This is a genomic window from Gottfriedia acidiceleris (genome assembly GCF_004138285.1).
GTDB lineage: Bacteria > Bacillota > Bacilli > Bacillales > Bacillaceae_G > Gottfriedia > Gottfriedia acidiceleris_A.
Map to the genome: position 1 here is coordinate 1 of NZ_SCFN01000018.1, position 23,531 is coordinate 23,531.

Below are 23,531 nucleotides of genomic sequence, written 5' to 3' on the forward strand. Positions count from 1 at the left end.
GGCTATAATACTTTAAACCATTTCTTTACCTGATCTCCATGTTTGATTTTACCCCTATTCTTAAATGAATAGGGGTTTTTATTTATATAAATAAAAAAAGTCAGATTCTAGAAATAGAATCTGACTTTTTAAAATTATGCTTTTTTAACGTTAGTTGCTTGAGGTCCGCGTTGTCCTTGTTCTACATCAAATGTAACTGCTTGACCTTCATCTAATGATTTGAATCCTTCAGATTGAATTGCTGAGAAATGAACGAAAACATCATCTCCATTTTCACGCTCGATGAATCCAAAACCTTTTTCTGCGTTAAACCATTTTACTTTACCATGTTCCATTTTTGTTTCCTCCTTATGTGCTTGAACACATTTAATGTTTATATAATAACAATTTAGAGTAAGATAATCAAATTCTCTTACTAAAAAAATAGGACTTTTCACTTATTAAATTGGAAATTAAAGGATTTTCTCCATCTTTTTGTTAGAAATCATTGGAAATAGTAGCATTTTACGATGGGGAATTAAGGATAGAGATAGACACCAGCCCTTCATTTTCTTCATAAGATACTTTGTAAAAAATAAAAATATGAAGAGAGTGATGAATATGTCAACTTGTCAAAGACTTGCAGATATGATTGGAGGAGAAGTTGTTCAAGCTACACCTGTATGTGTCATTATGCGCCTTCGAGATATTAATGCAACTATTTTAGGTCGTAGGACACGTTCTCCATTAGCACTTCCATTCATGTTATCATTTGAAGATAATGGGTTTAAACCTTGGCGAATCTGTTGTACGACAGAAAGAGATTAACCCATTAATGACTGCTTTACGGAAAAGGGGAATTACCGTAACAGCAGTTCATAACCATTGGCTGTTTGATAAACCACGTTTAATGTATATGCATTGGGAAAATGTTGATATGGATCCAGTTGACTTTACAAGAACTAGTTTTGAAGCAGCAAAAGAAGCAGGTCTTTTTTAAGTATACTTACTAGAAATTTAATGACTAAAATTGCATAGATTAGATAGACAATAGTTGAAATTAAAAAAAGCAAATGGACAGTTTACTTCTGATCCGTTTGCTTTTTTTATTAGTTCTCTTTTTTCAACGATTATTCATGAATTTTGTTTAGGTAGTACTGCGAGCATCGGATAATATTCCGTTGTCATGATTCCAGCAATCACGGCTGGATCTTCTTCGATAAGTTTTGGGACTTGAGCTTCATTTTCAACTTCAATTATTGCAATTCCATGAGGTGATGAAGGATTTCGAACGGGTCCGAACACTAGAGCAATTCCCTGGTTTTGTTTGTCCGTCCAATAAGCAATATGTTTTCCCATAATATTCCGTTCTTCATCTGTCATGTCCTGTTGAAAGGTTGTTCTTGGGGGAATAGATTTTAGCAAAAAATGCATCTTAACTGAATCATTAATTGGGGTGTTATCTGGCATCCTTAATTTACCTCCATTCATTCTGACGATCCTTACCTTCAATTATTTCACAAAATCACCTTTGAATACACTTACCAATATAAGATAAATCAAATTACTGAATAATTAAGGAAATGCAGTAGAAAATATCTTATTATATTTTTTTATTAATAATTTTTAATTGTACAAATGAACAATAAAGTTTTATTATTAGTTTACAATGTAAACAGTTCATATAGTAAACTAATGTAAGGGGTGATATGATGCCAGATTTTCAACAAGCAATAGATTTAACAAATTCGTTTGTTTCAATTGCGCGCCAACTAAAAAGAATAAACTTACAAACCGCTACTAAACTTGGAATAACTTTTCAACAGTTAAATATCCTAAATTCAATTCGAAATAATGAAGGGCTATCACAAAAAGAACTAACTGAACGAATTAGAACTGCAAAAAGCAGAGTGAGTCTTAGTATTGACGAGTTGGAGAAGAAAAATTATGTAAAAAGAGAAACATCAGCTATTGATCGCCGAGAAACTCAATTATTTTTAACGCCAGAAGGTGAAGAATTATGTCAACGTTATCACGAAGAATCGGAGGCATATAAGAGTTTAGCAAATTCACTGGAACAATTTTCACAAGATGAGCTTAATATACTTATAGACATGCAAAAAAAAATTTTAACTGATTTATTAAATGAACAAACTAATTGTTCGAAATAAGGAGGACGTTTAATTATGTCAGGATGGGGTGGTGGACCTCCAATGGGTCCCCATGGTTTTGGGCGAATGAAATTTGATGAAAACGCACAAAAACCAAATATTACAAAGGCAATACTACTTAGAATTGCAAAATACTTTATTCCGTATTGGAAGCAAACAATTCTAGTTGTGCTTATTTTATTAGTTACTTCAGTACTAGGCATTTTACCGCCTATCATCATTCAACATATTGTTGATACTGCCTTACCAAATAAAGATTTAAGTCTTCTAATCTATCTTGTACTTGCCTCACTTAGTACTACGATTATTTCAGGATTACTAGGTGTATGGCAAAATTATTTAAATGCATATGTTTCTCAAAAAATTATTTACGATATGAGAAATCAAATGTATCTCCATTTACAACAAATGCCACTCCAATTTTTTTCAAATGTAAAGCAAGGTGAAGTGATCACTCGAATGACGAGTGATATTTCTGGTGTTAAAGCTGTGTTTGATAATACAATTGTGAGTTTCGCAAACAATCTATTCATTCTTATTTCTACCGCTGCCACTTTGTTAATAGTGAATTGGAAGCTTGGAATCCTAGGATTAATCATTGTACCATTATTTATTCTACCGACTCGTAAAATGGGGAATGTTCGTTGGAGTATTTCAAAACAGACACAGGAAAAAACAAGTGAGCAAAATCATATTATACAAGAAACATTAAATATTAGTGGTTATTTATTAATGAAGCTTTTTACAAAGGAACAAAGGGAATTTAAAAATTTTGATGACATTAATGTACAGGCTACTAATCTTAAAATAAAGGAATCTATGGCAGGTCGATGGTTTATGATGATTCTATCAACCTTTACTAGCATCGGCCCAATGCTCATCTATTTATATGGTGGATATTTATTTATTCACGATCAGATTACAATTGGAGCTATTATCAGCTTTGTTGCATTACTTGGTCGTTTATATGGGCCAATAGGACAATTAACAAATCTTTATGTAAATATTACAAGTTCAATCGCGTTATTTGAACGTATTTTTGAATATTTTGATATGAAATTAACGATTAAAGATCGTGATGATGCGACTGAAATGAATGTTACTCATTTAGATATTGAATTTAACGATGTATCATTTTCTTATCAGCAAGATAAAACTGCATTGCAAAATATTTCATTTATTGCTCCATCCGGTACAATGACTGCTTTAGTTGGACCTAGTGGTGCTGGTAAAACAACGATTACCAATTTAATTCCTCGTTTGTATGATTTTACATCAGGTTCAATAAAAATTGGCGGTCGTGATATTAGAGAATTCACGCTAGAATCATTACGGTCTCATATTGGACTTGTTACACAGGATAGCTATTTATTTAATGGAACGATTAAAGAAAATTTATTATATGCAAGCCCTGATTCATCAGATGAAGAAATTACGAATGCTTGTAAGGCTGCATATATTCATGATTTCATAATGGACTTACCAAATGGTTATGAGACAATTGTTGGAAATCGAGGAATCAAACTTTCAGGAGGAGAAAAACAAAGAATTTCAATCGCTCGTGTATTATTGAAAAATCCTGAAATCATTATTCTTGATGAAGCAACTTCTTCTTTAGATACTTTATCTGAATTTTATATTCAAAGTGCAATACAAGGTTTATTAAAAAATAAAACGTCCATCGTTATTGCTCACCGACTTTCAACCATTATGGCCGCTGATCACATCATTGTGTTAAAGGATGGTCAAATAGTTGAAGAAGGTAAAAATGAAGAGTTGTTAATGCAAAATGGATTATATAAAGAATTGTACAATAAACAATTTGGTAGAAAAGCAATCGCATCAATTGAATAGAAAAAAAGCACAGATTAATTTCTGTGCTTTTTTACATTATGTATAGTAGCTAAATCATTTTTGTTGATTCGATTTTGTTACATTCTCTTCCTACTTTAATTATACCATAAAAAAAATGGCCAAAATAGACTTTATCTTCGTATTTTCTACTGATAAAATCAATAGACATTAAAGGTTAGGAGAGATGTGGAATGAATACTTTAGTTCTCGATTTCCAAGAGATTGATAAAAACCAACTTTTACTCGTTGGCGGAAAAGGGTTAAATTTAGGTGAATTATCAAAAATTCCTGATATAAACGTACCAGAAGGATTTTGCATTACAACAGTTGGGTTCCAAAAAGCCATCGAACATAACAAATCCTATAATGTTTTGTTGGATCAACTAACAATGCTAAATGTAAAAGATCGAGATCAAATTAGTGAAATTAGCAGAAGGATTCGAGACATTATTTTGGAAGTAGCAATCCCTTCCGATGTTGTAAATGCAGTTTCTAACTATCTCTCCAAATACGGCGAGGAACATGCATACGCTGTGCGTTCTAGTGCAACTGCTGAAGATTTGCCACACGCCTCTTTTGCTGGCCAACAAGACACCTATTTAAATATTATTGGTAAAGAAAATATCTTGCAACATATAAGTAAATGTTGGGCTTCATTATTTACGGATCGCGCCGTTATCTACCGAATGCAAAATGATTTTGACCACAGTCAAGTTTATTTATCCGTTGTCATTCAAAAAATGGTTTTCCCACAGGCTTCAGGGATATTATTTACTGCTGATCCCGTTACTTCCAATCGAAAGGTACTATCAATCGATGCAAGTTTTGGACTTGGAGAAGCTCTAGTTTCTGGAATAGTATCGGCCGATTGTTATAAGGTTCAAGGTAATGAAATCGTCGATAAAAGAATCGCAACAAAAAAATTGGCTATTTATGGTCGAAAAGAAGGCGGAACAGAGTCACATCAGATTGATCCCCAAAAACAAATCACTCAAACGCTTACTGAACATCAAATTTTACAACTAGCACAAATTGGTAGACAAATCGAAGCTTATTTCCATTGTCCACAAGATATCGAATGGTGTTTAGTAGAAGATACATTTTATATAGTCCAAAGTCGTCCAATCACAACTCTATATCCGATTCCTGAAGTGGATGACCAAGAAAATCACGTCTATCTCTCTGTCGGTCATCAACAAATGATGACTGATCCAATAAAACCATTAGGATTGTCGTTTTGGATGTTAACGACTAGGGCACCTATGCGTAAAGCTGGAGGTAGATTATTTGTTGATATCTCACAAAATCTTGCTTTACCTCACAGAAGAAAAATGTTTATAGAGGCTTTAGGAAAATCCGATCCGCTCTTAAAAGACGCTCTATTAAAGGTTGTAGCAAGAGAAGAATTTATAGATTCATCACCTGTGAATAAAGCAAAGACCCAAAATAAAAATAATCAAGAACAATCGTCGTCGAGTTTTAAAGCACTAATCGAAAACGATCCAACAATTGTTTCTGATTTGATTAAGAAAAACCAAACATCAATCGAAGAGTTAAAACAAAACATACGAATGAAATCAGGATTAGATTTAATGGATTTTATTTTAGAAGATCTTCAGAAATTACGAGAGTTATTATTTGACCCACGAAGTTCGGCAGTTTTTATGTCTGCTATGAATGCTACAGAATGGATCAATGAAAAAATAAACGAGTGGTTAGATGAAAAGAATGTAGGAGATACGCTTACGCAATCTGTACCAAATAATATTACTTCAGAAATGGGTCTAGAACTAATGGATGTAGCCGATGTTATTCGTCCTTATCCAGAAGTAATCAATTATTTACAACATGTAGAAGATGAAAACTTTTTGGATGAATTGATTAAATTTGAGGGTGGACAGGAAGCTAAAGACGCAATCGATGATTTTCTGATAAAATATGGAATGCGATGTACTGGTGAAATTGATCTTACTAGAACTCGTTGGAGCGAAAAACCATCTACACTCGTACCAATGATTCTTAGTAACATCAAAAACTTTGAGCCGCATGCAAGTACACGGAAATTTGAGCAAGGGCTAGAAAAAGCATTGCAAAAAGAACAAGAGCTTGTAAAACGATTGTTGCAATTACCGAATGGTAAACAAAAAGCAGAAGAGATAAAGGAAGTTATTAGCCTAATCAGGAATTTTATTGGATATCGTGAGTATCCAAAATACGGAATGATTAGTCGCTATTTTGTTTATAAGCTAGCTTTATTGAAAGAAGCCAAACAACTCGTTAAAACGAATGTCTTATCTGAAGTAGAAGATATATATTATCTTACATTTGAAGAACTTCATGAGGTCGTTCGCACAAAAAAACTAGATTACCAAATCATTAACAAACGAAAAGACGAGTACAAATTATATAATAAACTAACTCCTCCACGAGTTATAACATCTGATGGTGAAATCATTGTAGGTGAATACAAACGAGAAAATCTTCCATCCGATGCGATTGTAGGTTTAGCTGTTTCTTCAGGTGTAATCGAAGGAAGAGCACGTGTTATTTTAAATATGGAAGATGCAAACCTAGAAGAAGGTGACATATTAGTTACTTCATTTACTGACCCAAGCTGGACACCATTATTTGTTGCAATAAAAGGACTGGTCACTGAAGTTGGTGGACTGATGACACACGGAGCGGTCATCGCAAGAGAATATGGTTTACCAGCAGTGGTAGGTGTAGAAAATGCTACCAAACTGATAAAAGATGGGCAAAGAATCCGCGTTCATGGAACAGAAGGGTATATTGAAATATTATAATTGTTGAATGAATTTTAAGGCCGATTTTCCAAATGCGGAAAGCGGCTTTATTTTTTTATTGAAATAAATGACAGTTTAGGTAATTACTGCAAAATAATGTTGTATAATATTCTAAAAATAAAGTAACGAGAGGAGATGAGCATCATGCTCTCATTTATTTTAGTTGTATTAACGCTTTTTTTAATACCAGGTCCGGCTGTACTTTTAACATTATCCCAAACAATGAAAGGTGGGAAATGGAATGGCATCTTAACAGGCGTTGGGATTGCTGTTGGTGATTTAATTCATACATGTGCATCCGTATTTGGACTATCTGCAATTTTAATGACTTCTGCATTTGCTTTTGAAATCGTTAAATATTTAGGTGCTGCCTATTTATTTTATTTAGGTATTACTGCAATCATTAAAAAATCTAAAAACAGTAAAAAATCAAATGAACAAAAAGAAGTAAATAGTAAACTTTCCTTTCGTCAAGCAGTGCTGATCGAAGTATTAAACCCTAAAACTGCACTATTTTTCTTAGCCCTTTTACCTCAATTTGTTCAACATAATGGACATCCGGTATTCTTCCAGCTTTTAACTCTTGGGTTGACATTTGTATTACTTAGTATTTTGTACACAACTTTACTAGTGCTTTTATCAAGTGTAATCGGTAAAAAAATCTTTAGCAAAAAAACAAAAGGGCCAAAATGGATGGGGAAAGCGATTGGTTTAGTCTATATTGGGTTAGGTTTAAGAGTCGCTCTTCAAACACAATCATAACAGTTAAAAACTATTCAATAAAAAAAGGAGGCCGAATGGCATCCTTTTTTTTTATTCATAAATTACGCAGACGATCCAACTATAAGTTTCTTAATTTAACATATAAAAGTGACCTTTTATACGTTAAACGAAAAAAGGAGCTAAAAATTTCAGTTCCACTAACAAACTTAGGAAGTTATTTGATATTCACTCAAAATACAAATGGTAATGATTTTTACACCCTGGATTAAAATCGGATTCACATTTAGGACATTTGTAGCTACAATCTTGATATTCTTGTATGGTTAATTCCTCATGACAGTTACCACAAAAAATTGCTTTAGTTTGCCATTCGTCTTGACTCCAGACTTTTGGTTCATGATTAGTGTTTTCCTTATGACAATAATAACATCCATAGTATGTATTACAGCACTTGAATTTGATGGCAATTATATCTTTTATTGTATGGTAATGTTTACAGCGTGTATGCTGATCGATTGAACCGATTACTTTCATATTTTTTCCTCTCTTTATACCTCTTATTACTTTATGATTCTTTAATTCTATTTTACGACCTCGAATAAGACAGCTAATCCGATTCCACCACCACTTCCAATTGCAGCCAGTACATAATTTGATTCTAAGTTTTTTCTTCTTTGTACTTCATAAAAAAGTCTCGTGACCATGATACTTCCAGATGCTCCATATGGATGGCCGATGGTTAATGCTCCACCACAACTATTTAACTTGGAAGTAGGGATGGTAAGTTCCTTAGAACAGGCTAGTACTTTTGAAGAAAAAGCCTCATTTATTTCAAAAAGTTCAATATCTGCAACTGTTAAATTGTTTCTAATTAATAAATCTTGAATTGCAGGGATAGGTGCTGCACCTGGATAATTAGGATGAACACCAGAAACTTGACTATCCACAAATCGTAAAACTGGTTTTAAACCGTTTTTTATCGCTTCATTTTCTTCCATGATTAAAACAGCGGAGGCTCCATCATGAATTCCACAACTGTTTGCAGCTGTGACTGTACCGTTCTTTTTAAATACAGGTTTTGCTCTTTTTAAAAGTTCTTCCATTTTCCTTTTTTTGAAAAATACTTCATCTTGATTCAAATCACCAACTGGAATAATTTCTTGATTGAAGTGTCTTTTATGATGAGATTCCCAGCTTCGTGTATAACTTAATAATGCATATTCATCTTGAGCTTCTTTTGAGATACTGTATTTTTCAGCTAAATTTTCCGCTGCAATCCCCATATCAGGATCACCAATTTTGTCTGGTGCAAATCTTGCTCTAGCAGGAAATGGGGAGGTACTAGTACTTTCAACTCCTCCAGCAAGATAGCAATTTCCGGCACCACCTTGAACTAAGTAACAAGCCATTCGAATCGCTTCTAATCCTGCGCTACATTGCCGATCAATTGTGATTCCTGGGACTGTAAGAGGAATATCCGCTTCTAATGCAGAAACTCGAGCGACATTTCCACCTGGGCCAACAACATTTCCTAAAATGATGTCATCAATCTTGTCATCTAACCCAACTGCCAAATGTTTGAGCAATGGAGCAGCGAGCTCATGTGGTTGAAAATCTCGTAAAATTCCACCTTTTTTTCCGATAGGTGTTCGCTTTGCTTTGACAATGACTGCTCTTTTAATTTTTAGTCACCTGCATTTCGATTTGTTTAATTAGCTCTGCGCGTGCGATCTTTCCGCTAGTCGTATACGGCATTTCATTTTGAAAAAACCATTTACGAGGTATTTTATATGCTGATAAGTGTGTCTTACAAAATCTTTTCAACTCAAAAGAATTACAATTACCTTTGATGACTGCAGCAACAATCTGACCCCAATACGGGTTTGAAAGACCAATGACTGCAACTTCCTCAACATTCGGATGAAGAGAAATAACTTTTTCAATTTCTTCAGGAAATATATTAATACCTCCGTATAGAATCATGTTTTTTTCTCGCCCGTTAATTGTTAAAAAACCGTCTTCATCAATAAAGCCCATATCATGAACAGTTGCCCAGCAGTCATCGTCTTGTATTGAATAAATCGTGTTTTCATTTTCTTCAAAATATCCATTTATTAAATACTTACTTCTCACATATATTTTTCCAGTTTCATTCGGTTTAGCTAACCCTTGATCTGGTCGACGGATTTGGATCTCCACACCATAACAAGGTTTTCCGACGCTTTTTGCCTTTTGAACACCATCTCGATCAGACAAAACGGTAATAAAGCTTAATTCACTAGCACCAAAAAATTCGTAGATCGTCATAGCAGGAAACAAATGGCGAAATTCAATTTTGGATTTTTCGGTCCACTTTGCACCGGACGATAGGATTTTCATCGCTTGATGGACTTGAATTCCTTCTTTTATTAATGCTTCAATCATTGTCGGAACAACATAAATTGTAGTAATAGGAAAAGAATTGATTCGTGATATTACGTTTAAAGGAGAAAACTTTTCTAAAAGAATAACTGTTCCTCCTAAATATAAGGTACTGATGGCACCATATAGAAAATGAGAATGGATTAAAGCTCCAGGTATTAGAATTTGATCGGATTCATCTAATCCAAAGTCAAAGCGATTACAATCAAAGCTAGCAACCCATGAATCTTGTGAGCGGACAAATGCTTTCGGGCTCCCGGTTGTACCTGAAGTAAATCCTACATAGAAAGGTAGATTCTCATCTAATTCCATTGCAGTATAGGAATCAAATTCAGCAATTTCTTGTAAGCTTTCATCTAAAACCTTAACATTTGGTATGATCGAATTAATCTTATTGTACATTTCTTTTGTTGTAACAATGATCGAAGGATTTGAAAGCTTTACTCTCTTTTCTAAATCGGCTAGATTCCATTTCATATCATATGGAACAGCAATCCACCCCGCTTTAGAAGCTCCTGCAAACATCTGCAAGAACGAGATACCATTCGGTAAAAGGATACCAATTGTTTTTGTAATTGATCGGTGAGAGTGTAACCAATTAGCCGTTTGATTAATTAATAGATTCCATTCCTTATAACTAATTTGTTGATTACTCGTATGTATCGCAATTTTGTCAGGCGACAATATAGCGTTTTTCTGATAGGTTTCTGTAATATTTGCCATTTAAAATCACCTCTATAAAAAAGAGACACAACAAGAGTGTCCCAAAAGATTTACATATTTTTTGCTGATTGATTTGAATGGTTTGTTGTCAATGAGCTTGAAAAAACTGGTTGCTGCCTTAGTTTGAATACTAAAATTGAAGCAAGAATCGCTTTTAATATATCTCCTGGAATATAAACTAAACTTAATTTAACCGCTGTCATAACTGGAATTCCCATGATAACCGCTTGAATTGGGATACCGATTAAGTAGATTAATAGAATTCCAACAGTCAAGTTAATCAATAAGACATGTTTTAATTTTAACGTTTTAAAACGTGATAATAAATACCCAATTACAAAAGCTGTAATAGGCCATGAAATTAAATAACCAACACTTGGTCCTGCAAATACACTAAAACCACCACGGCCACCGGATAGAAGCGGCATTCCAACTGCAACTAATAATAAAAAGATGGTTTGGCTTAGTGCACCTAATCTAGCGCCTAAAACACCACCAGTAAGAATAACGCCCAGTGTTTGTAATGTAATAGGAACCGGTGTAAAGGATAACATAATCGGAGGAACTTGTCCAAGGACACCCATAACTGCTGCAAACATTGCTACAAATGTAATTTCTTTGATTTTCATTTTAATTCTCCTAATATCAATTTTCTGATAACAATTATCATATTAATGAAACTTAAATTATATGTCAACTAAATATTTTTTTTAGTTAACATATATTATATTAAGATAGAAAACTAGTAAATAAGGATGTCAAATTTCAAAAGATCAAAGAATATTATTTCAAGACAAATTTAGAATTAGAATGATTGTATTCCCGATTTACTGAGTAAAATTTAAAAGGTATGATGGAGGACTTTATATGCGAAAAAACGTAGTAATTGGTTCAGTATTATGGAAACCAAATTGGGAAGTAGTACCGTAAGTAAACCAGATTAACATACAAAATGAAGTTGTCATTTTAATGTAATCAAAGGAAGTTAGACGTTTTTTGGAAGGAAGTACTTATAGTAAGAAAGAGAAACAAATCAATCTAATTGAACTTAAATAATTCAAAAAAGAGCCCTGTTTGGCTCTTTTATTTTTGTCTTATTTTTTCAATCACATCTTGGATTTCATCCGGCTTCAAAAACTCAATTGGAGAGAATCCCTTCTCAAATTGCAATGTATCAGCTTCTAAAATAACAACATATCGACCATTTACTTTCGCTATATGGAGACTATCACCAAAATCAGCTAGTAATCCTTTAACTGAAAAGTGATCCGCTTTAAATGATAATTCAATTTCTGGTGTATGTTCCACGATTTGTGCCGCTGCTTCGATTACTTCATTGGGTGTAAAATGCTCTTGAATTTCACGTTTAGGACTTGCTGCCCATACTTCCATGGCTGCATCAAATTGTTGTCTTTCAACACTTTCTTCTTCAAATACGTCTTCGATTTTGTCGTAAACCATTTCCATTACTTGAGATTTTACAATTTCAGGCATTGATTCAGAATAGGAAATAAATTTTAAAAAGTCCTCAAAATATCTTGCATGGGATGCTTGATGGATTTTTAATTCACTCTCGGAAATCATTCCTAATTCTTCCATATAAGGGTATTGAATCGATTTCATATTTTTCGTTGTAATAGCCATTTCAACGGTTTTAATGAGAGTAGATTCATCTGAAATGGATGCAACTTTTGGTTCAAAATCGCATTTTAGTACAAATAAGAATGGATCATCAAAATATTTTCTTAGTTTCGCTTGAATAACTAAAAATGCTCCTCCGCGAACTGCACTTGTTTCAATGTAATTAATGACTAAAGTTTCATTTTCGGCCTTAAAATCTTCAATTGATTTAGCATCTCGTATTCGCTGGAATAAATTATAATTTGGATTAGAGTCTAAAGCGTGGCCTTCTTCGGCGATAAAGTGACCTAATTTCGTAGGTACAGAATCGGATTTTGGATGTCTTTCAACTTTTCGATTAACAATTCTTTCAAGTTCACCTTCTAAAAAGCCTTTCAATGCACTTTCTTCAAACATTGATTCATCTAATGTTTGAAAATGTTTATATCGTTTATCGGATTGTTCACCTTTACCTTCAACAGTAACAACATAAAACGATAAATATGTAATTTCAAAATCCATCCAATCACCTTTTCCTATTTTTCTGTATTTAAGTATATGGATGAGAATTAGTTGAGTCAATCATAAACAAATCAAGTTTTGGGCAAAATTCCCTTAAAAATTATTATAAGATAGAAATTTTACAGTTATAAGACAAATTCATTACACACTATGATAAAATAAAGATATAATGAAATGTGGAACCAATAAAATTTAAAGTACTTGGATGTGGGATTTTCACATCTTTTTTTACGTTAAGTGGGAATAAATTGGTAGCAATAAAGTAATTTCAACGTAGTCGCCAATTAGGCTCGTCAATCAACGAGTTTTCTTTACTTGAATTTTATGGGACCAACTTTATGGAGAGGGGATGAGAGACCTGAGAATAGATAGAATAGCTACCATCTCATTAATTATCGTAACATTACTTTGGGGCACAACATTTGTAGTAGTCCAAAATGCGATTGCATACGTTGAACCGTTTGCTTTTAACGCATTTCGATTTATCCTCGCAACTTTAGTCCTTTTGCCATTTTTAGTTAAAAGAAAACAAAAAACTAAATTAACGGTTAAACAAATCGTTATTACTAGTGGTATTGGATTCATGTTGTTTTTAGGGTATTTACTTCAAACATTTGGATTGAAGTATACCACTTCATCAAAATCAGGTTTTATTACTGGTCTATGTGTTGTATTAGTACCTGTTCTTTTATATTTAATCTATAAAGAACGGTCAAACTGGTCTACAGTAATCGCATGTTTAATTGCATTACTAGGACTAAGTTTCTTAACTTTAGGTGATTCATTCTCAGTAAATCTTGGAGATGTACTTACACTTATTGGGTCGGTTGCATTTGCATTCCATATTATTTTATCAGGTAAGTATACGAAGCAAATGGATCCGCTCACCTTTACAACGATTCAACTTGCAACAGTTGGAATTAGTAGCACAATTTTCTCTCTAATTTTTGAAGATTCTTCTGTTTCATTTTCAAAAGAACTTTGGGTCAACCCGACATTCATTTTTGCAGTGGTTGTGACTGCAGTATTCTGTACGAGTATCGCATTTTGGGTTCAAATGTTTGCTCAACAACATATTTCATCTACGAAGGCAGCATTAATTTTTATTTTTGAACCTGTTTTTGCGGCATTTACAGCGGTAATTTTTGCAAATGAAACATTATCGATCCAAACAATTATCGGTGGGACTTTTATTGTAGGTGGTATGCTGTTATCTGAAGTTCCTTTACCCAAGAGACGAACAAAAGAAGTAAAAAATGAGGCAATATAGTAAGAAATGTAAGAAATTTTAAAAAAATGGGTATAATACACATTGACAGATATAATTTGTTCACGTATTATAGCTTTAAATTAATAAATGACTTAGAAAAGGAATAGTAAGTTTATAAGCTTTTAAGAGAGGGAATGGTCGGTGCAAATTCCTAAAGCTAGTATTCTGAACCAGCCTTGGAGTCTCTGTACCGAACTAAAAGTAGGCTACAGCGGTTTTCCCGTTAAAGATGTTAAGAGATTATGTAGAGTTTTTACATAATAAGTAGGGTGGTAACGCCATGAATGGTCCCTTTTGATCATTCATGGCGTTTTTTGTTTATAATCTGCTTATTTTCGTATTAATCTACATAGTAATTAGGGTGGTAACGCCAAGAATGGTCCCTTTAGATTATTCTTGGCGTTTTTTGTTTTCTAAAAATTGATTAGGAGTAGAGAAAATGACTACAAAAAAATTTGTTGAAGCAATTACAGATATGGATGTTGATTTTGCACAATGGTACACAGATATCGTAAAAAAAGCAGAATTAGTCGATTACTCAAGTGTTAAAGGTTGTATGATTTTAAGACCTTATGGTTATGCATTATGGGAAAATATCCAAAAAGAATTAGATTTTCAATTTAAACAAACAGATCATGAAAATGTATATATGCCTTTATTTATCCCTAAATCATTATTACAAAAAGAAGCTGATCATGTCGAAGGTTTTGCACCTGAAGTAGCTTGGGTAACGCATGGTGGTCATGATGAATTAGCTGAACCATTAGCAGTTCGTCCGACATCAGAAACACTATTTTGTGAGCATTTTTCAAAAACGGTTGAAAGCTATAATGACTTACCAAAATTATATAATCAATGGTGCTCAGTTGTTCGTTGGGAAAAAACAACAAGACCATTCTTAAGAACGACTGAATTCTTATGGCAAGAAGGTCATACAGCACATGCAACAGCTGAAGAAGCACAACAAGAAACAATTCAAATGCTAAATGTTTATGCAAATTTCTTAGAAGACTTCTTAGCAATACCTGTTATTAAAGGTCAAAAAACAGAAAAAGAAAAATTCGCAGGTGCAAAAGCTACTTACACAATTGAAAGCTTAATGCACGATGGGAAAGCATTACAAAGTGGTACATCTCATAACTTTGGAGATGGATTTGCAAGAGCATTTGATATTCAATACACAGATAAAAACTCTAAAAGACAATATGTACACCAAACTTCTTGGGGTATGACAACAAGAGTGATCGGCGCTTTAATTATGGTTCACGGTGATAACAGCGGATTAGTATTACCTCCAAAAGTTGCTCCAACTCAAGTAATGGTCATTCCAATTGCTCAGCATAAAGAAGGCGTTATTGAAAAGGCAACTGAATTAAAAAACCGTATTTCAAAGATTGCTCGAGTAAAAATTGATACATCTGATAAAATGCCAGGCTGGAAATTTAACGAATATGAAATGAAAGGAATTCCAGTTCGTGTTGAAATTGGGCCAAAAGATATCGAAAAGAATCAAGCAGTTTTAGTAAGACGTGACACGCGAGAAAAAACGATTGTTTCATTAGACGCTTTAGAAGAAAATATTACAAAATTACTTGAAGAAATCCAAACATCTCTTTACGAAAAAGCATTAAACAATCGTACAGAAAAAACATTTGAAGCTACATCTATGGATGAGCTAAAACAAATTAGTGAAGAAAAACAAGGTTTTATTAAAGCAATGTGGTGTCAAGATCTAGCTTGTGAAGAACAAATTAAAGAAGAAGCAGGGTTAACCTCAAGATGTATTCCATTTGAACAAGAACAAATTGCTGATACATGTGTATGCTGTGGAAAGAAAACGGATGTAATGGTCTATTGGGGAAAAGCTTATTAATTTAAAATCAATGTAAATAAAACTAAGAAGGTGAATGAATGATGGAAGGTTTACATTTTTTAAAAGAGCATCTTTGTATGTTAGAAGAAAAATTACTTAAACCAGAAATTCGCACCTCACAATTTGAACTAAAAAATCTACTAGCCGATGAATTTTTTGAATTCGGAAGTTCAGGCAGAGTTTTATATAAAGATGATCAATTAGAAAATGGCATTGGAATCGTAAAAATGACATTAAGTGATTTTGAAATTCATCCATTGTCAGACGAAATTACACTAGTGACCTATCGAATATTTAATGAAATAAAACAACAACATTCCTTACGTAGTTCAATTTGGAAGTTTAAAGATGGTCAATGGAAAATGTATTTTCACCAGGGCACGCCAACAGAGTTTTAGATAAATTTATATGTAAAATAAACAAAAGAGCATGAATCCTCCGATTTGTGTTCTTTTGTTATATAGATTATTTAATTTCCTACTAATATTTCAATTTCAATTCATTTCCAAATTTATGGTAAGATAATGTAAGAATGATTAGGTAAGGAGAACAAAATGTATTTAACAATTAAAGAAACAGCGGAATACTTAGATCTTGATGAATCCTATATTAACCAATTAATTCAAGAACGAAAAATAAGAGCAGTCCATGATGGTGAACAATATTTAATCTACAAAGAGCAATTTAATAATCATTTAGAACAAATGGAGAAAGCAAAAAAAATGATTGCTGATTACTATAATGAACCAATTCCTGAAGACCCAGATGTAAAAGACGAAGACTAAAATAAAATCAGATTGTAAGAGGTTGCTAAAGCAAGTTACTTCTTACAATCTGATTTTTTTATATAAGTTCAAAAAAGTAATTCATATTGGAAATAATTCACAATTGAATAATACATACACATTGTATACAATTTTTATATAAGTTAGAAAATTAAAATTCAAATGATACGTTAAGGGGTGTTGTATATATGAAAAAGGAAGTAATGATTATAGTCCCCATCCTTATTATTATATTAGTAGCATTAAACATGAATAATGCTTATCACGAAATGGTTTTTACCGGTGTAGGAGAAGGTTTTACTGATTTTGTGAAATATATTGTTCATGGACTTTTCTAAAAGTTTTTATAAAGACAATATAGATATATTCCAACAAAAAATCAAAATGTGTTATTGTTTAAATATGATTTATCTAGGGTGGAAACATGAGAAAGGTGTGCAAAAGTGTGAACAAAAGAATATTTTTGATTTTAATTACTGTGATTTTAATATCAGTATTTGTGGGTTGCGGAAAAATCACTGAACAGACTTCGTCAAAAAAAGTGCAGTCCCCAACGAGCACGGCTTCTAAGACTATTGAAGCCAATAAGAGTACATCTGACGATGACGTAGAAAAACCAACGAGCAATAGTGAACCCAACAAAAGTGTTCCTGCATCTGCCACATCAAAGGCAACAGGTACAACGAATGGATTTGATTACAGCAAGTATACCCTAATAGAAGTAAACGGCGGGGATATGTCAGGACATAGAAGATCGAATGTCAAAGTAGATGTCGGATTTGGAAAACGGGAATATTGGGCTTATACAAATGAATACGGTCAGCTAATTCGTGTTGAGGCGAAAAATATAACACTTCAAAATCCGAAAACTGATCATATTTTGTCATCAGGTAGATATTACGCTGATGAAGCAAATGTTCCTGGTACAGAAAGTCCAACCTTGGATAAAGGGCATGTGATTGCTGACTCGCTTGGGGGAGTATCAAACGCATATAACATTACACCTCAGGATAGTAATCTCAATCGGCACGGTGATCAAGCTTATATGGAAAAAGTGATTCGAGATGCAGGAGGTTGCACTGATTTCGTAGCAGTGATTCAATATCCAAATACTAAGACGCAAACTCCTAACCATTATAAATTCACATACAAAATTCAGGGCAGATCCATTACAGATGAATTTGACAATGTAAATCCAGATAAAGTGAACAAAAATTTAGTGAAAACCACAGGTACGAGCAGTACGCCACCGAAAACAGTCAAAGTACCTGCAAACAAAACGGAAAATAGTAATGAAGATGTTAGTAAAGTGGATACCAATCATAACGGAAGTGTTACGATCGCTGAAGCCAAAGCTGCTGGCTTTAAAATGCCAATTACGCGCGATTCATGGCTCTATAAATATATGGATGATCGAGATGGTGATGGCTTAGTAGGTGAATAAATGGGGTCATGCGTTTTTATTAAAAAGGTTAAATCGAGTTGAAGTTATTGTTCAACTAATGGGCTTTAGTTGAATAAGAGATACTTAATGATTGTCACTTGTGACAGTCTCTTTTTTTAGTTCAAATATTAACAAAGCAATAAAAAAATGAGCATAAAATAAGAGCCCTATTTGATAGTGTCAAGTCAATATGGCTTAAAGATTTTTAAAGAGAAAAGAATTTGAGCGAGTTCTTTTCATGTATAATAGTAACATTATTTTTAATTGTTAGTTTGTGATAAATGTTACAAATTAAGGAAAATTTATAGGTTAAATAATCGTTGTGCTTTCAGACCATCATAAATATATTCATTTTTTGTTGGCTCTTTAAAGTAGATTGTTGATTTTCTTATTCAACTAACTGACAGTTTAGTTGAACAATGATTATCTGAAATTTAAAGCCCATTATCAAACTTTCCTTCCATAATAAAACTGTTATAATCCAAGTAACATTTCTACTTTGACAAGGTAGAGATCAACGGTTCGAACCGGTTAGGGATCATTATGAAATTGAAGCCTAAAACCTTAATATCTCAAGGGTTTGGGCTTTTTCTTTATCCAAAGAGAATATAAAAAAATGATGTTTGTTAAAAAACTATAATTCAGCTCTATAAAAGCATAAACAACAATTGTTTATGCTTTTATCATTTACTATGCTTTTATATATTATAGTTAAAACACTTCTGGAGATAATTAAATACAAACTATTATACAAATCAATTTAGTTCTTCTTTTATTCATTCCAATTACTATTGCAAAAATACCAATATTGTCGAATATGGGAATGTAAAATTAACGTTTATTCAAATTCTCCTGCGCCATTCTAACTAATTCTTTCACCATATTCCCACCAATACGTCCACCAACTTTACCATTTTGATGAGACGTTAAATTGCCATTATATCCTTTCGTTAAAGGAACTCCTACTTCCTCAGCAGCTTCGAATTTAGCATCTTCAGGATTAGATGTATGCATTACTTTAGCTTTTAAAGCATCTAGTGCTTTTCTAGATTCAGGAACTAAGATTTTATTTTTTCTACTCATCAAACCCACTCCTTTTAGTCGTAGATTTCCCGTTTATTGATTTTTTTAATTATGGAAATAATTGCTATAAAATAGGGAATGTTACATAATGAAGACATGCGTTAATCAATACATATAAAAGGAGAATAATGATGAAATCTTTTAATGTAACTTTTCACAAAGAAGATAATGTAGATAATATGTTAATCCAAAAATTGAATGACGAGGAATACCATAAGTCTACTGAAGGTGGTACTAGACATTTATTCGAAATTGATACAAATATAGGCTTTTTTGTGTTTCTAGATTCAGAGGATAATGAAGGAAATGTGTCTCATTTAGTCCTACAATATAATGAAGAAGATGAAGAACCAGTTGCTTGCTATTCATTTGCAATGAAAGATTTTTATGAATTTATGGCTTTATATTTAAATGATTTAGAATTCGTTGATGAAACTTCTGAAGAAGAGGAAGTTGAACTGGATGCTTCTAGCTCAATTCATCATTTAGTTCATTTATTATTCCATGTAATTGAAGAAGGCGAAGATTTAGAAGTATAAATTACCATATAAATGTATATTCTTCCAAAAAATGCCGAGTTTATATATTTAAAATTGGTTATTTATGCAAAAAATGGAAGTTTCACTATTTTGTTTTGGTTATTAATTTAAGACAATGATTTCAAAAAAGCACTTGATATTTTTATCAAGTGCTTTTTTTATTTTAATGATTCTACCCTATCTATCATAAATAACTTTCGACTCAATAGAATTAATACAAGGATATTTACAGAGGAGATTGTTTTTAAAAATTAAAAAGTAGAATAGGAGTCAATCATATTGAACCTGCCACAGTCTGTATTTATAAAAGAAATTGGACCTCGTATTAATTTTCAATATGGATCACGATTATCTATTGAACAAAAGTTACAATGGATTAACCATCTTATCAAAAGTGGATTAAATCACATCGAAGTAGCCACATTAATGAATTTTCCGAATAAACAACAGTTTAATGAAGCTACGGAATTAGTATTGAAGCTAAAAAGAGATCATCACGTAACATATGGAGTATTAGTACCAAATAAGAGAAGTTTAATGAGAGCATTTGTCGTAGATGCAGATGAAATTAACTTTTTTATATCAACAAGTGAGTCATATAATTTTAAAATTAAAAATTGCTCAATCAATCAATCACTGAAAGATATAAAAGAGATGACAAAAGTAACAAAAGATTATGAAAAGCTTACACGTGCTTATATTACAACGGTATTTGGATGTCACGATGAAAAAGTATGTCATCAAAAAGCAATCGACTTGGCAATGCAATTATTAGATGATGGAGTGGAGGAGTTATCATTTGTTGATACGGTAGGCAAAGTATCACCTCATCAAGTTAAGTTATTTTTGGAGGATTTACTAATAAAAATACCAAAAGAGCGTTGTTCGATGCAATTTTATAATACTTTTGGAAATGGCATTTCTAACATCTATACCTCACTTTCGTATGGAATTCAGCGGTTTGAATCAGCAAATGGAGGGTTTGGAGGTTGTTTTCCATCTAATGAACAAAATAGAATGATTGAAACCGAAGATTTAATTTCATTTTTACATCGACTTGAGATCACTACTGATGTTGATGAAGTAAAACTACAAGACGCTACAAAATATATTTCAAACCAATTAAAAGAAGAGCCTACTAGTAAGTTATTTTCAAGATTACCATCCAAAAAGCATCTAACCTGATGCTTTTTTAGTTTGTTTTTAATAATTTGGACAAGAATTGAATTTTTTTTGCATATAATTTACTAATTTGAATGAAAGGAGAATTGATTATGTCTAGCATTGAAGCAATTATATTAGGCATCATTCAAGGGTTAACAGAATTTCTCCCTATCAGTAGTACCGGTCACTTATATATTGGTAGACATTTATTTGGGTTAGATGAGGCAGGCCTATTACTAGATACGTTAATGCATATTGGTACTTTATTAGCGGTATTTGTTTTTTACAGTAAAGAATGGAAAGGTTTAATAAAAAAACCTTTTTCAAAATTAACTTTATTACTATTTGTAGGAACACTACCCGCTGTAATTGTAGGATTATTATTTAAAGATTTTTTTGATGAAATATCTGTTTCAGGTAAAACGATTGGGTGGGAGTTTATTTTTACTGGTATTATTTTATTTATTGCTGATAAAAGGAGAAAAGGGAAGAAAACAATGGAGGAGCTAACATGGGTTGATGCTTTATTCATCGGCTCATTTCAAGCACTTGCTATTTTTCCAGCGGTTTCTCGATCAGGATTAACGATCGCTGCAGCATTATTTAAAGGAATGGAACGAAAAAGCGCTGCCTATTTTTCATTCTTACTATCGACACCTGCAATTTTAGGTGGAATCGTATTCCAAGGAAAAGATCTTCTTGGCAAAAACGCGGAGCAAATCGCATTTTTCCCACTATTTCTTGGAACATTAGCCGCAAGCTTATTCGGTTATTTAGCCATCAGTTGGATGATCAATTTACTAAAAAAACAATCACTGAATATTTTTGGCTATTATGTTATTTTTTTAGGCGTTAGTATCGTAGTGCTTCAGTATTTGAAGATATTTTAATACGATATATTGATATAAAGACGAACTTGTTGTCTTATTTAACCTGTTTATATAAATGAATATAACGTACATCTTGGCAGTGGAAACACTTATAAGAATGCGAAAGGTGCTTTACATATTATCCCAGTTCATTCACAGCATAGAGGGAAAATCTTTTTACCATTTATTGATGAAGATCCAAAAACAGCAGAAATTTTATCAAAGATTGTTTTATTAGCTCAGGATCAAAAAATTAAAGATCCGAACATATTATGCAATTAAATTAAATCGTTTTTAACATTAAAAAGCACAGGAAGTAATAAACCTGTGCTTTTTTTGACATTACTCAAAGTTTTTTAACTTTTTCTTCATCACCAGTCGTTGCATTTATAAAGATATCATATGTATCGTGATTATATGTACCTAAAAATTCATAAGTGAGAACTTCTTTATTAAAATCATTTAAGATGACAGCTAAACGTTCTTCCTCAACTTTAACATTTTTATTCAGCTTTGCTCTTGCTTGCTCAAGTGTAAGCTTAGGAGTAGGGACTTTACGTACATGGTTTGCAGTAATATAGTTTTTAGCATTAAATCCGATTATTTGCCCGTTATCTAATGCAACCTTTAATTGAATTGCTTCTGGATAGATGCGCACGTCATCAATTGCTTTAACATATTGAAGTACGCCAATTGTATCGTATTGTGAACTATCGTATAATTCCATGTTCTTATAGTTTTTTGAATTTAAATAACTTAATCCTTTTTTCACTGCATCGTCTAAACTGATTTGCTGTTTAGCTATTGGTCTATTTGTAATGAAGAAGATTGGTAAGCCTGCAGTTTCAGTTATTTCCATATACGTATCAGCTGTTGGGTTATTGTGAGCCATTGAAACTGAGTAAAAAGGTTCAAATCGTTCATTATCGCTTTTACTTCGAGTAACTTGAATTTTAGTAACATTTTTGAGCGGTACAATGTCCTCAGCGATTTTTTTAGCTTCATTTTGATCAATTTTTTTACCAGTTAGCTTCTTTAAGCCTTTAGATTCTTCTTGGCCATTACTGAAAGTAGGACCAAAATCATTGTTTGTAGTTGCTTTTACTTGTTCAATATGTTTAAAACCATCCACGATACTATTGTCTCGAGGTGCTTTTCTTTCTTCAGACATTTGACTAACATCCATCCAACTTAAGTTTTTATTCATGATGTTAGTTTGCACATTACGTAGTCCATCTTGAATTTTTTCAGCTGTTGAATACATATTACGTAAAGAACTATATTCCTTTGCAGTTAAAGGATCTTTATTTAAATCTCGAACCGCTGTTTTATAGCTAAAGTTTGCTACTCCAGTTAAAAAGGCCTGCGTTTTATCAAATGGCATAAATTTTAGTGGAAGTTGTGCAATGTCAGATTTAGATTGAATCGAAAGTCGCCATACATCCGCTAAAGTAGGGGAGAGGGACGTTCTTGAATTCATTGCTAAAGTCGTACCGATTTTATCGTGTAATAAATCCATATCGAATGTTAATTCATTAAAAGCTCTCTGATAATTATTTTCAGCTTTTAAATTCACTTCTTTCAGTTCGCGATTTTGCGTATATCCCCAATAACCAGATCCGATTAGAGCGGCTGCTAAAGCACCTGCAACAATCCAACTACCTTTCATAATGACACCTCACTACAT

The 23,531-nt window shown here is 32.7% G+C and carries 24 protein-coding genes, 1 pseudogene and 1 other annotated feature; of the genes and pseudogenes, 16 read left to right on the forward strand and 9 right to left on the reverse strand.

All coding sequences use genetic code 11. The features are described 5' to 3' along the window. Positions 1–134: 134 nt before the first annotated feature. Positions 135–335, reverse strand: coding sequence for a cold-shock protein (locus EP747_RS19220; protein WP_025568372.1), 201 nt, complete (start codon positions 333–335; stop codon positions 135–137). Positions 336–600: 265 nt separating this feature from the next. Here EP747_RS19220 and EP747_RS25255 point away from each other — a divergent pair, with 265 nt between their 5' ends. Together EP747_RS25255 and EP747_RS25260 are read left to right on the forward strand one after the other, a co-directional pair. After that, a complete protein-coding gene (locus tag EP747_RS25255) occupies positions 601–807 on the forward strand; it encodes a hypothetical protein (RefSeq protein WP_328590748.1) in 207 nt (68 codons plus the stop codon). Between the two features lie 7 nt (positions 808–814). Beyond that, positions 815–979 carry a DUF1259 domain-containing protein gene (locus tag EP747_RS25260; RefSeq protein ID WP_328590749.1) on the forward strand — a complete coding sequence of 55 codons (165 nt, stop codon included), beginning with the start codon at positions 815–817 and terminating at the stop codon, positions 977–979. 134 nt (positions 980–1,113) lie between these two features. Here EP747_RS25260 and EP747_RS19230 read toward each other — a convergent pair whose 3' ends face one another. Further along, positions 1,114–1,449, reverse strand: coding sequence for a YciI family protein (locus EP747_RS19230; RefSeq protein ID WP_129691693.1), 336 nt, complete (start codon positions 1,447–1,449; stop codon positions 1,114–1,116). 242 nt (positions 1,450–1,691) lie between these two features. On the opposite strand from EP747_RS19230, the gene EP747_RS19235 reads away from it, so the two are divergent. The 4 genes from EP747_RS19235 (at position 1,692) to EP747_RS19250 (ending at position 7,570) form a co-directional block, all read left to right on the forward strand. Beyond that, positions 1,692–2,150, forward strand: a complete 459-nt coding sequence (locus EP747_RS19235; RefSeq protein ID WP_165347157.1) for a MarR family winged helix-turn-helix transcriptional regulator — start codon at positions 1,692–1,694, stop codon at positions 2,148–2,150. A gap of 15 nt (positions 2,151–2,165) precedes the next feature. Further along, the gene (locus EP747_RS19240) at positions 2,166–4,004 is read left to right on the forward strand and encodes an ABC transporter ATP-binding protein (RefSeq protein WP_235832941.1); all 1,839 of its coding nucleotides are present in this window, start codon (positions 2,166–2,168) and stop codon (positions 4,002–4,004) included. Between the two features lie 191 nt (positions 4,005–4,195). Next, positions 4,196–6,808 (forward strand): phosphoenolpyruvate synthase, encoded by a 2,613-nt coding sequence (gene ppsA / locus EP747_RS19245; protein ID WP_129691695.1) that lies wholly within the window; start codon positions 4,196–4,198, stop codon positions 6,806–6,808. A gap of 144 nt (positions 6,809–6,952) precedes the next feature. Next, positions 6,953–7,570, forward strand: a complete 618-nt coding sequence (locus EP747_RS19250) for a LysE family translocator (protein WP_129691696.1) — start codon at positions 6,953–6,955, stop codon at positions 7,568–7,570. A gap of 186 nt (positions 7,571–7,756) precedes the next feature. Here the strand turns inward: EP747_RS19250 and EP747_RS19255 are convergent, their stop codons facing one another. From EP747_RS19255 to EP747_RS19275, 5 genes are all read right to left on the reverse strand, one after another. Further along, positions 7,757–8,065: a CHY zinc finger protein gene (locus tag EP747_RS19255; RefSeq protein WP_129691697.1), complete on the reverse strand. Its 309-nt coding sequence runs from the start codon at positions 8,063–8,065 to the stop codon at positions 7,757–7,759. 47 nt (positions 8,066–8,112) lie between these two features. Then, complete coding sequence (locus EP747_RS19260; RefSeq protein WP_129691698.1) at positions 8,113–9,213, reverse strand: acetyl-CoA C-acyltransferase; 1,101 nt, start codon at positions 9,211–9,213, stop codon at positions 8,113–8,115. Beyond that, complete coding sequence (locus EP747_RS19265) at positions 9,209–10,675, reverse strand: AMP-binding protein (RefSeq protein ID WP_129691699.1); 1,467 nt, start codon at positions 10,673–10,675, stop codon at positions 9,209–9,211. The genes EP747_RS19260 and EP747_RS19265 overlap by 5 nt, the downstream gene beginning before the upstream one ends. 50 nt (positions 10,676–10,725) lie before the next feature. Then, complete coding sequence (locus EP747_RS19270) at positions 10,726–11,304, reverse strand: biotin transporter BioY (protein ID WP_129691700.1); 579 nt, start codon at positions 11,302–11,304, stop codon at positions 10,726–10,728. Between the two features lie 454 nt (positions 11,305–11,758). Further along, on the reverse strand, positions 11,759–12,817 hold the full coding sequence (locus tag EP747_RS19275) for a DUF3900 domain-containing protein (RefSeq protein WP_129691701.1): 1,059 nt from the start codon (positions 12,815–12,817) through the stop codon (positions 11,759–11,761). A 349-nt stretch (positions 12,818–13,166) separates the two neighbouring features. Between EP747_RS19275 and EP747_RS19280 the strand changes: the two genes are divergently transcribed. The 6 genes from EP747_RS19280 to EP747_RS19300 all read left to right on the forward strand — a co-directional run bounded on the left by EP747_RS19280 (position 13,167) and on the right by EP747_RS19300 (position 18,189). Then, entirely contained in the window at positions 13,167–14,087 is a 921-nt protein-coding gene (locus tag EP747_RS19280) for a DMT family transporter (RefSeq protein WP_129691702.1), read from the forward strand. 84 nt (positions 14,088–14,171) lie between these two features. After that, positions 14,172–14,383 (forward strand) — a binding site (T-box leader). A gap of 143 nt (positions 14,384–14,526) precedes the next feature. After that, positions 14,527–15,960: a proline--tRNA ligase gene (gene proS / locus EP747_RS19285; RefSeq protein WP_129691703.1), complete on the forward strand. Its 1,434-nt coding sequence runs from the start codon at positions 14,527–14,529 to the stop codon at positions 15,958–15,960. Between the two features lie 41 nt (positions 15,961–16,001). Further along, a complete protein-coding gene (locus EP747_RS19290) occupies positions 16,002–16,358 on the forward strand; it encodes a DUF4440 domain-containing protein (RefSeq protein WP_129691767.1) in 357 nt (118 codons plus the stop codon). 156 nt (positions 16,359–16,514) lie between these two features. Continuing rightward, complete coding sequence (locus EP747_RS19295) at positions 16,515–16,745, forward strand: excisionase family DNA-binding protein (RefSeq protein ID WP_129691704.1); 231 nt, start codon at positions 16,515–16,517, stop codon at positions 16,743–16,745. Between the two features lie 188 nt (positions 16,746–16,933). Next, on the forward strand, positions 16,934–17,083 hold the full coding sequence (locus EP747_RS24370; RefSeq protein ID WP_165347159.1) for a hypothetical protein: 150 nt from the start codon (positions 16,934–16,936) through the stop codon (positions 17,081–17,083). Between the two features lie 86 nt (positions 17,084–17,169). Beyond that, the gene (locus EP747_RS19300) at positions 17,170–18,189 is read left to right on the forward strand and encodes a DNA/RNA non-specific endonuclease (protein ID WP_129691705.1); all 1,020 of its coding nucleotides are present in this window, start codon (positions 17,170–17,172) and stop codon (positions 18,187–18,189) included. 831 nt (positions 18,190–19,020) lie between these two features. Here EP747_RS19300 and EP747_RS19305 read toward each other — a convergent pair. Continuing rightward, a complete protein-coding gene (locus EP747_RS19305) occupies positions 19,021–19,272 on the reverse strand; it encodes an alpha/beta-type small acid-soluble spore protein (protein WP_129691706.1) in 252 nt (83 codons plus the stop codon). 131 nt (positions 19,273–19,403) lie between these two features. On the opposite strand from EP747_RS19305, the gene EP747_RS19310 reads away from it, so the two are divergent. The 4 genes and pseudogenes from EP747_RS19310 to EP747_RS25440 form a co-directional block, all read left to right on the forward strand. Then, a complete protein-coding gene (locus EP747_RS19310; protein WP_069033110.1) occupies positions 19,404–19,811 on the forward strand; it encodes a cytosolic protein in 408 nt (135 codons plus the stop codon). 279 nt (positions 19,812–20,090) lie between these two features. Further along, the gene (locus tag EP747_RS19315; RefSeq protein WP_165347161.1) at positions 20,091–20,996 is read left to right on the forward strand and encodes a hypothetical protein; all 906 of its coding nucleotides are present in this window, start codon (positions 20,091–20,093) and stop codon (positions 20,994–20,996) included. Between the two features lie 89 nt (positions 20,997–21,085). Continuing rightward, positions 21,086–21,865, forward strand: a complete 780-nt coding sequence (locus EP747_RS19320) for an undecaprenyl-diphosphate phosphatase (RefSeq protein WP_129691708.1) — start codon at positions 21,086–21,088, stop codon at positions 21,863–21,865. Positions 21,866–21,916: 51 nt separating this feature from the next. Then, positions 21,917–22,126, forward strand: a pseudogene (locus EP747_RS25440) (hypothetical protein); the annotation flags it as partial. Between the two features lie 64 nt (positions 22,127–22,190). Here EP747_RS25440 and ypeB read toward each other — a convergent pair. Next, on the reverse strand, positions 22,191–23,516 hold the full coding sequence (gene ypeB / locus EP747_RS19325; RefSeq protein WP_419179330.1) for a germination protein YpeB: 1,326 nt from the start codon (positions 23,514–23,516) through the stop codon (positions 22,191–22,193). Positions 23,517–23,531: the final 15 nt, after the last annotated feature.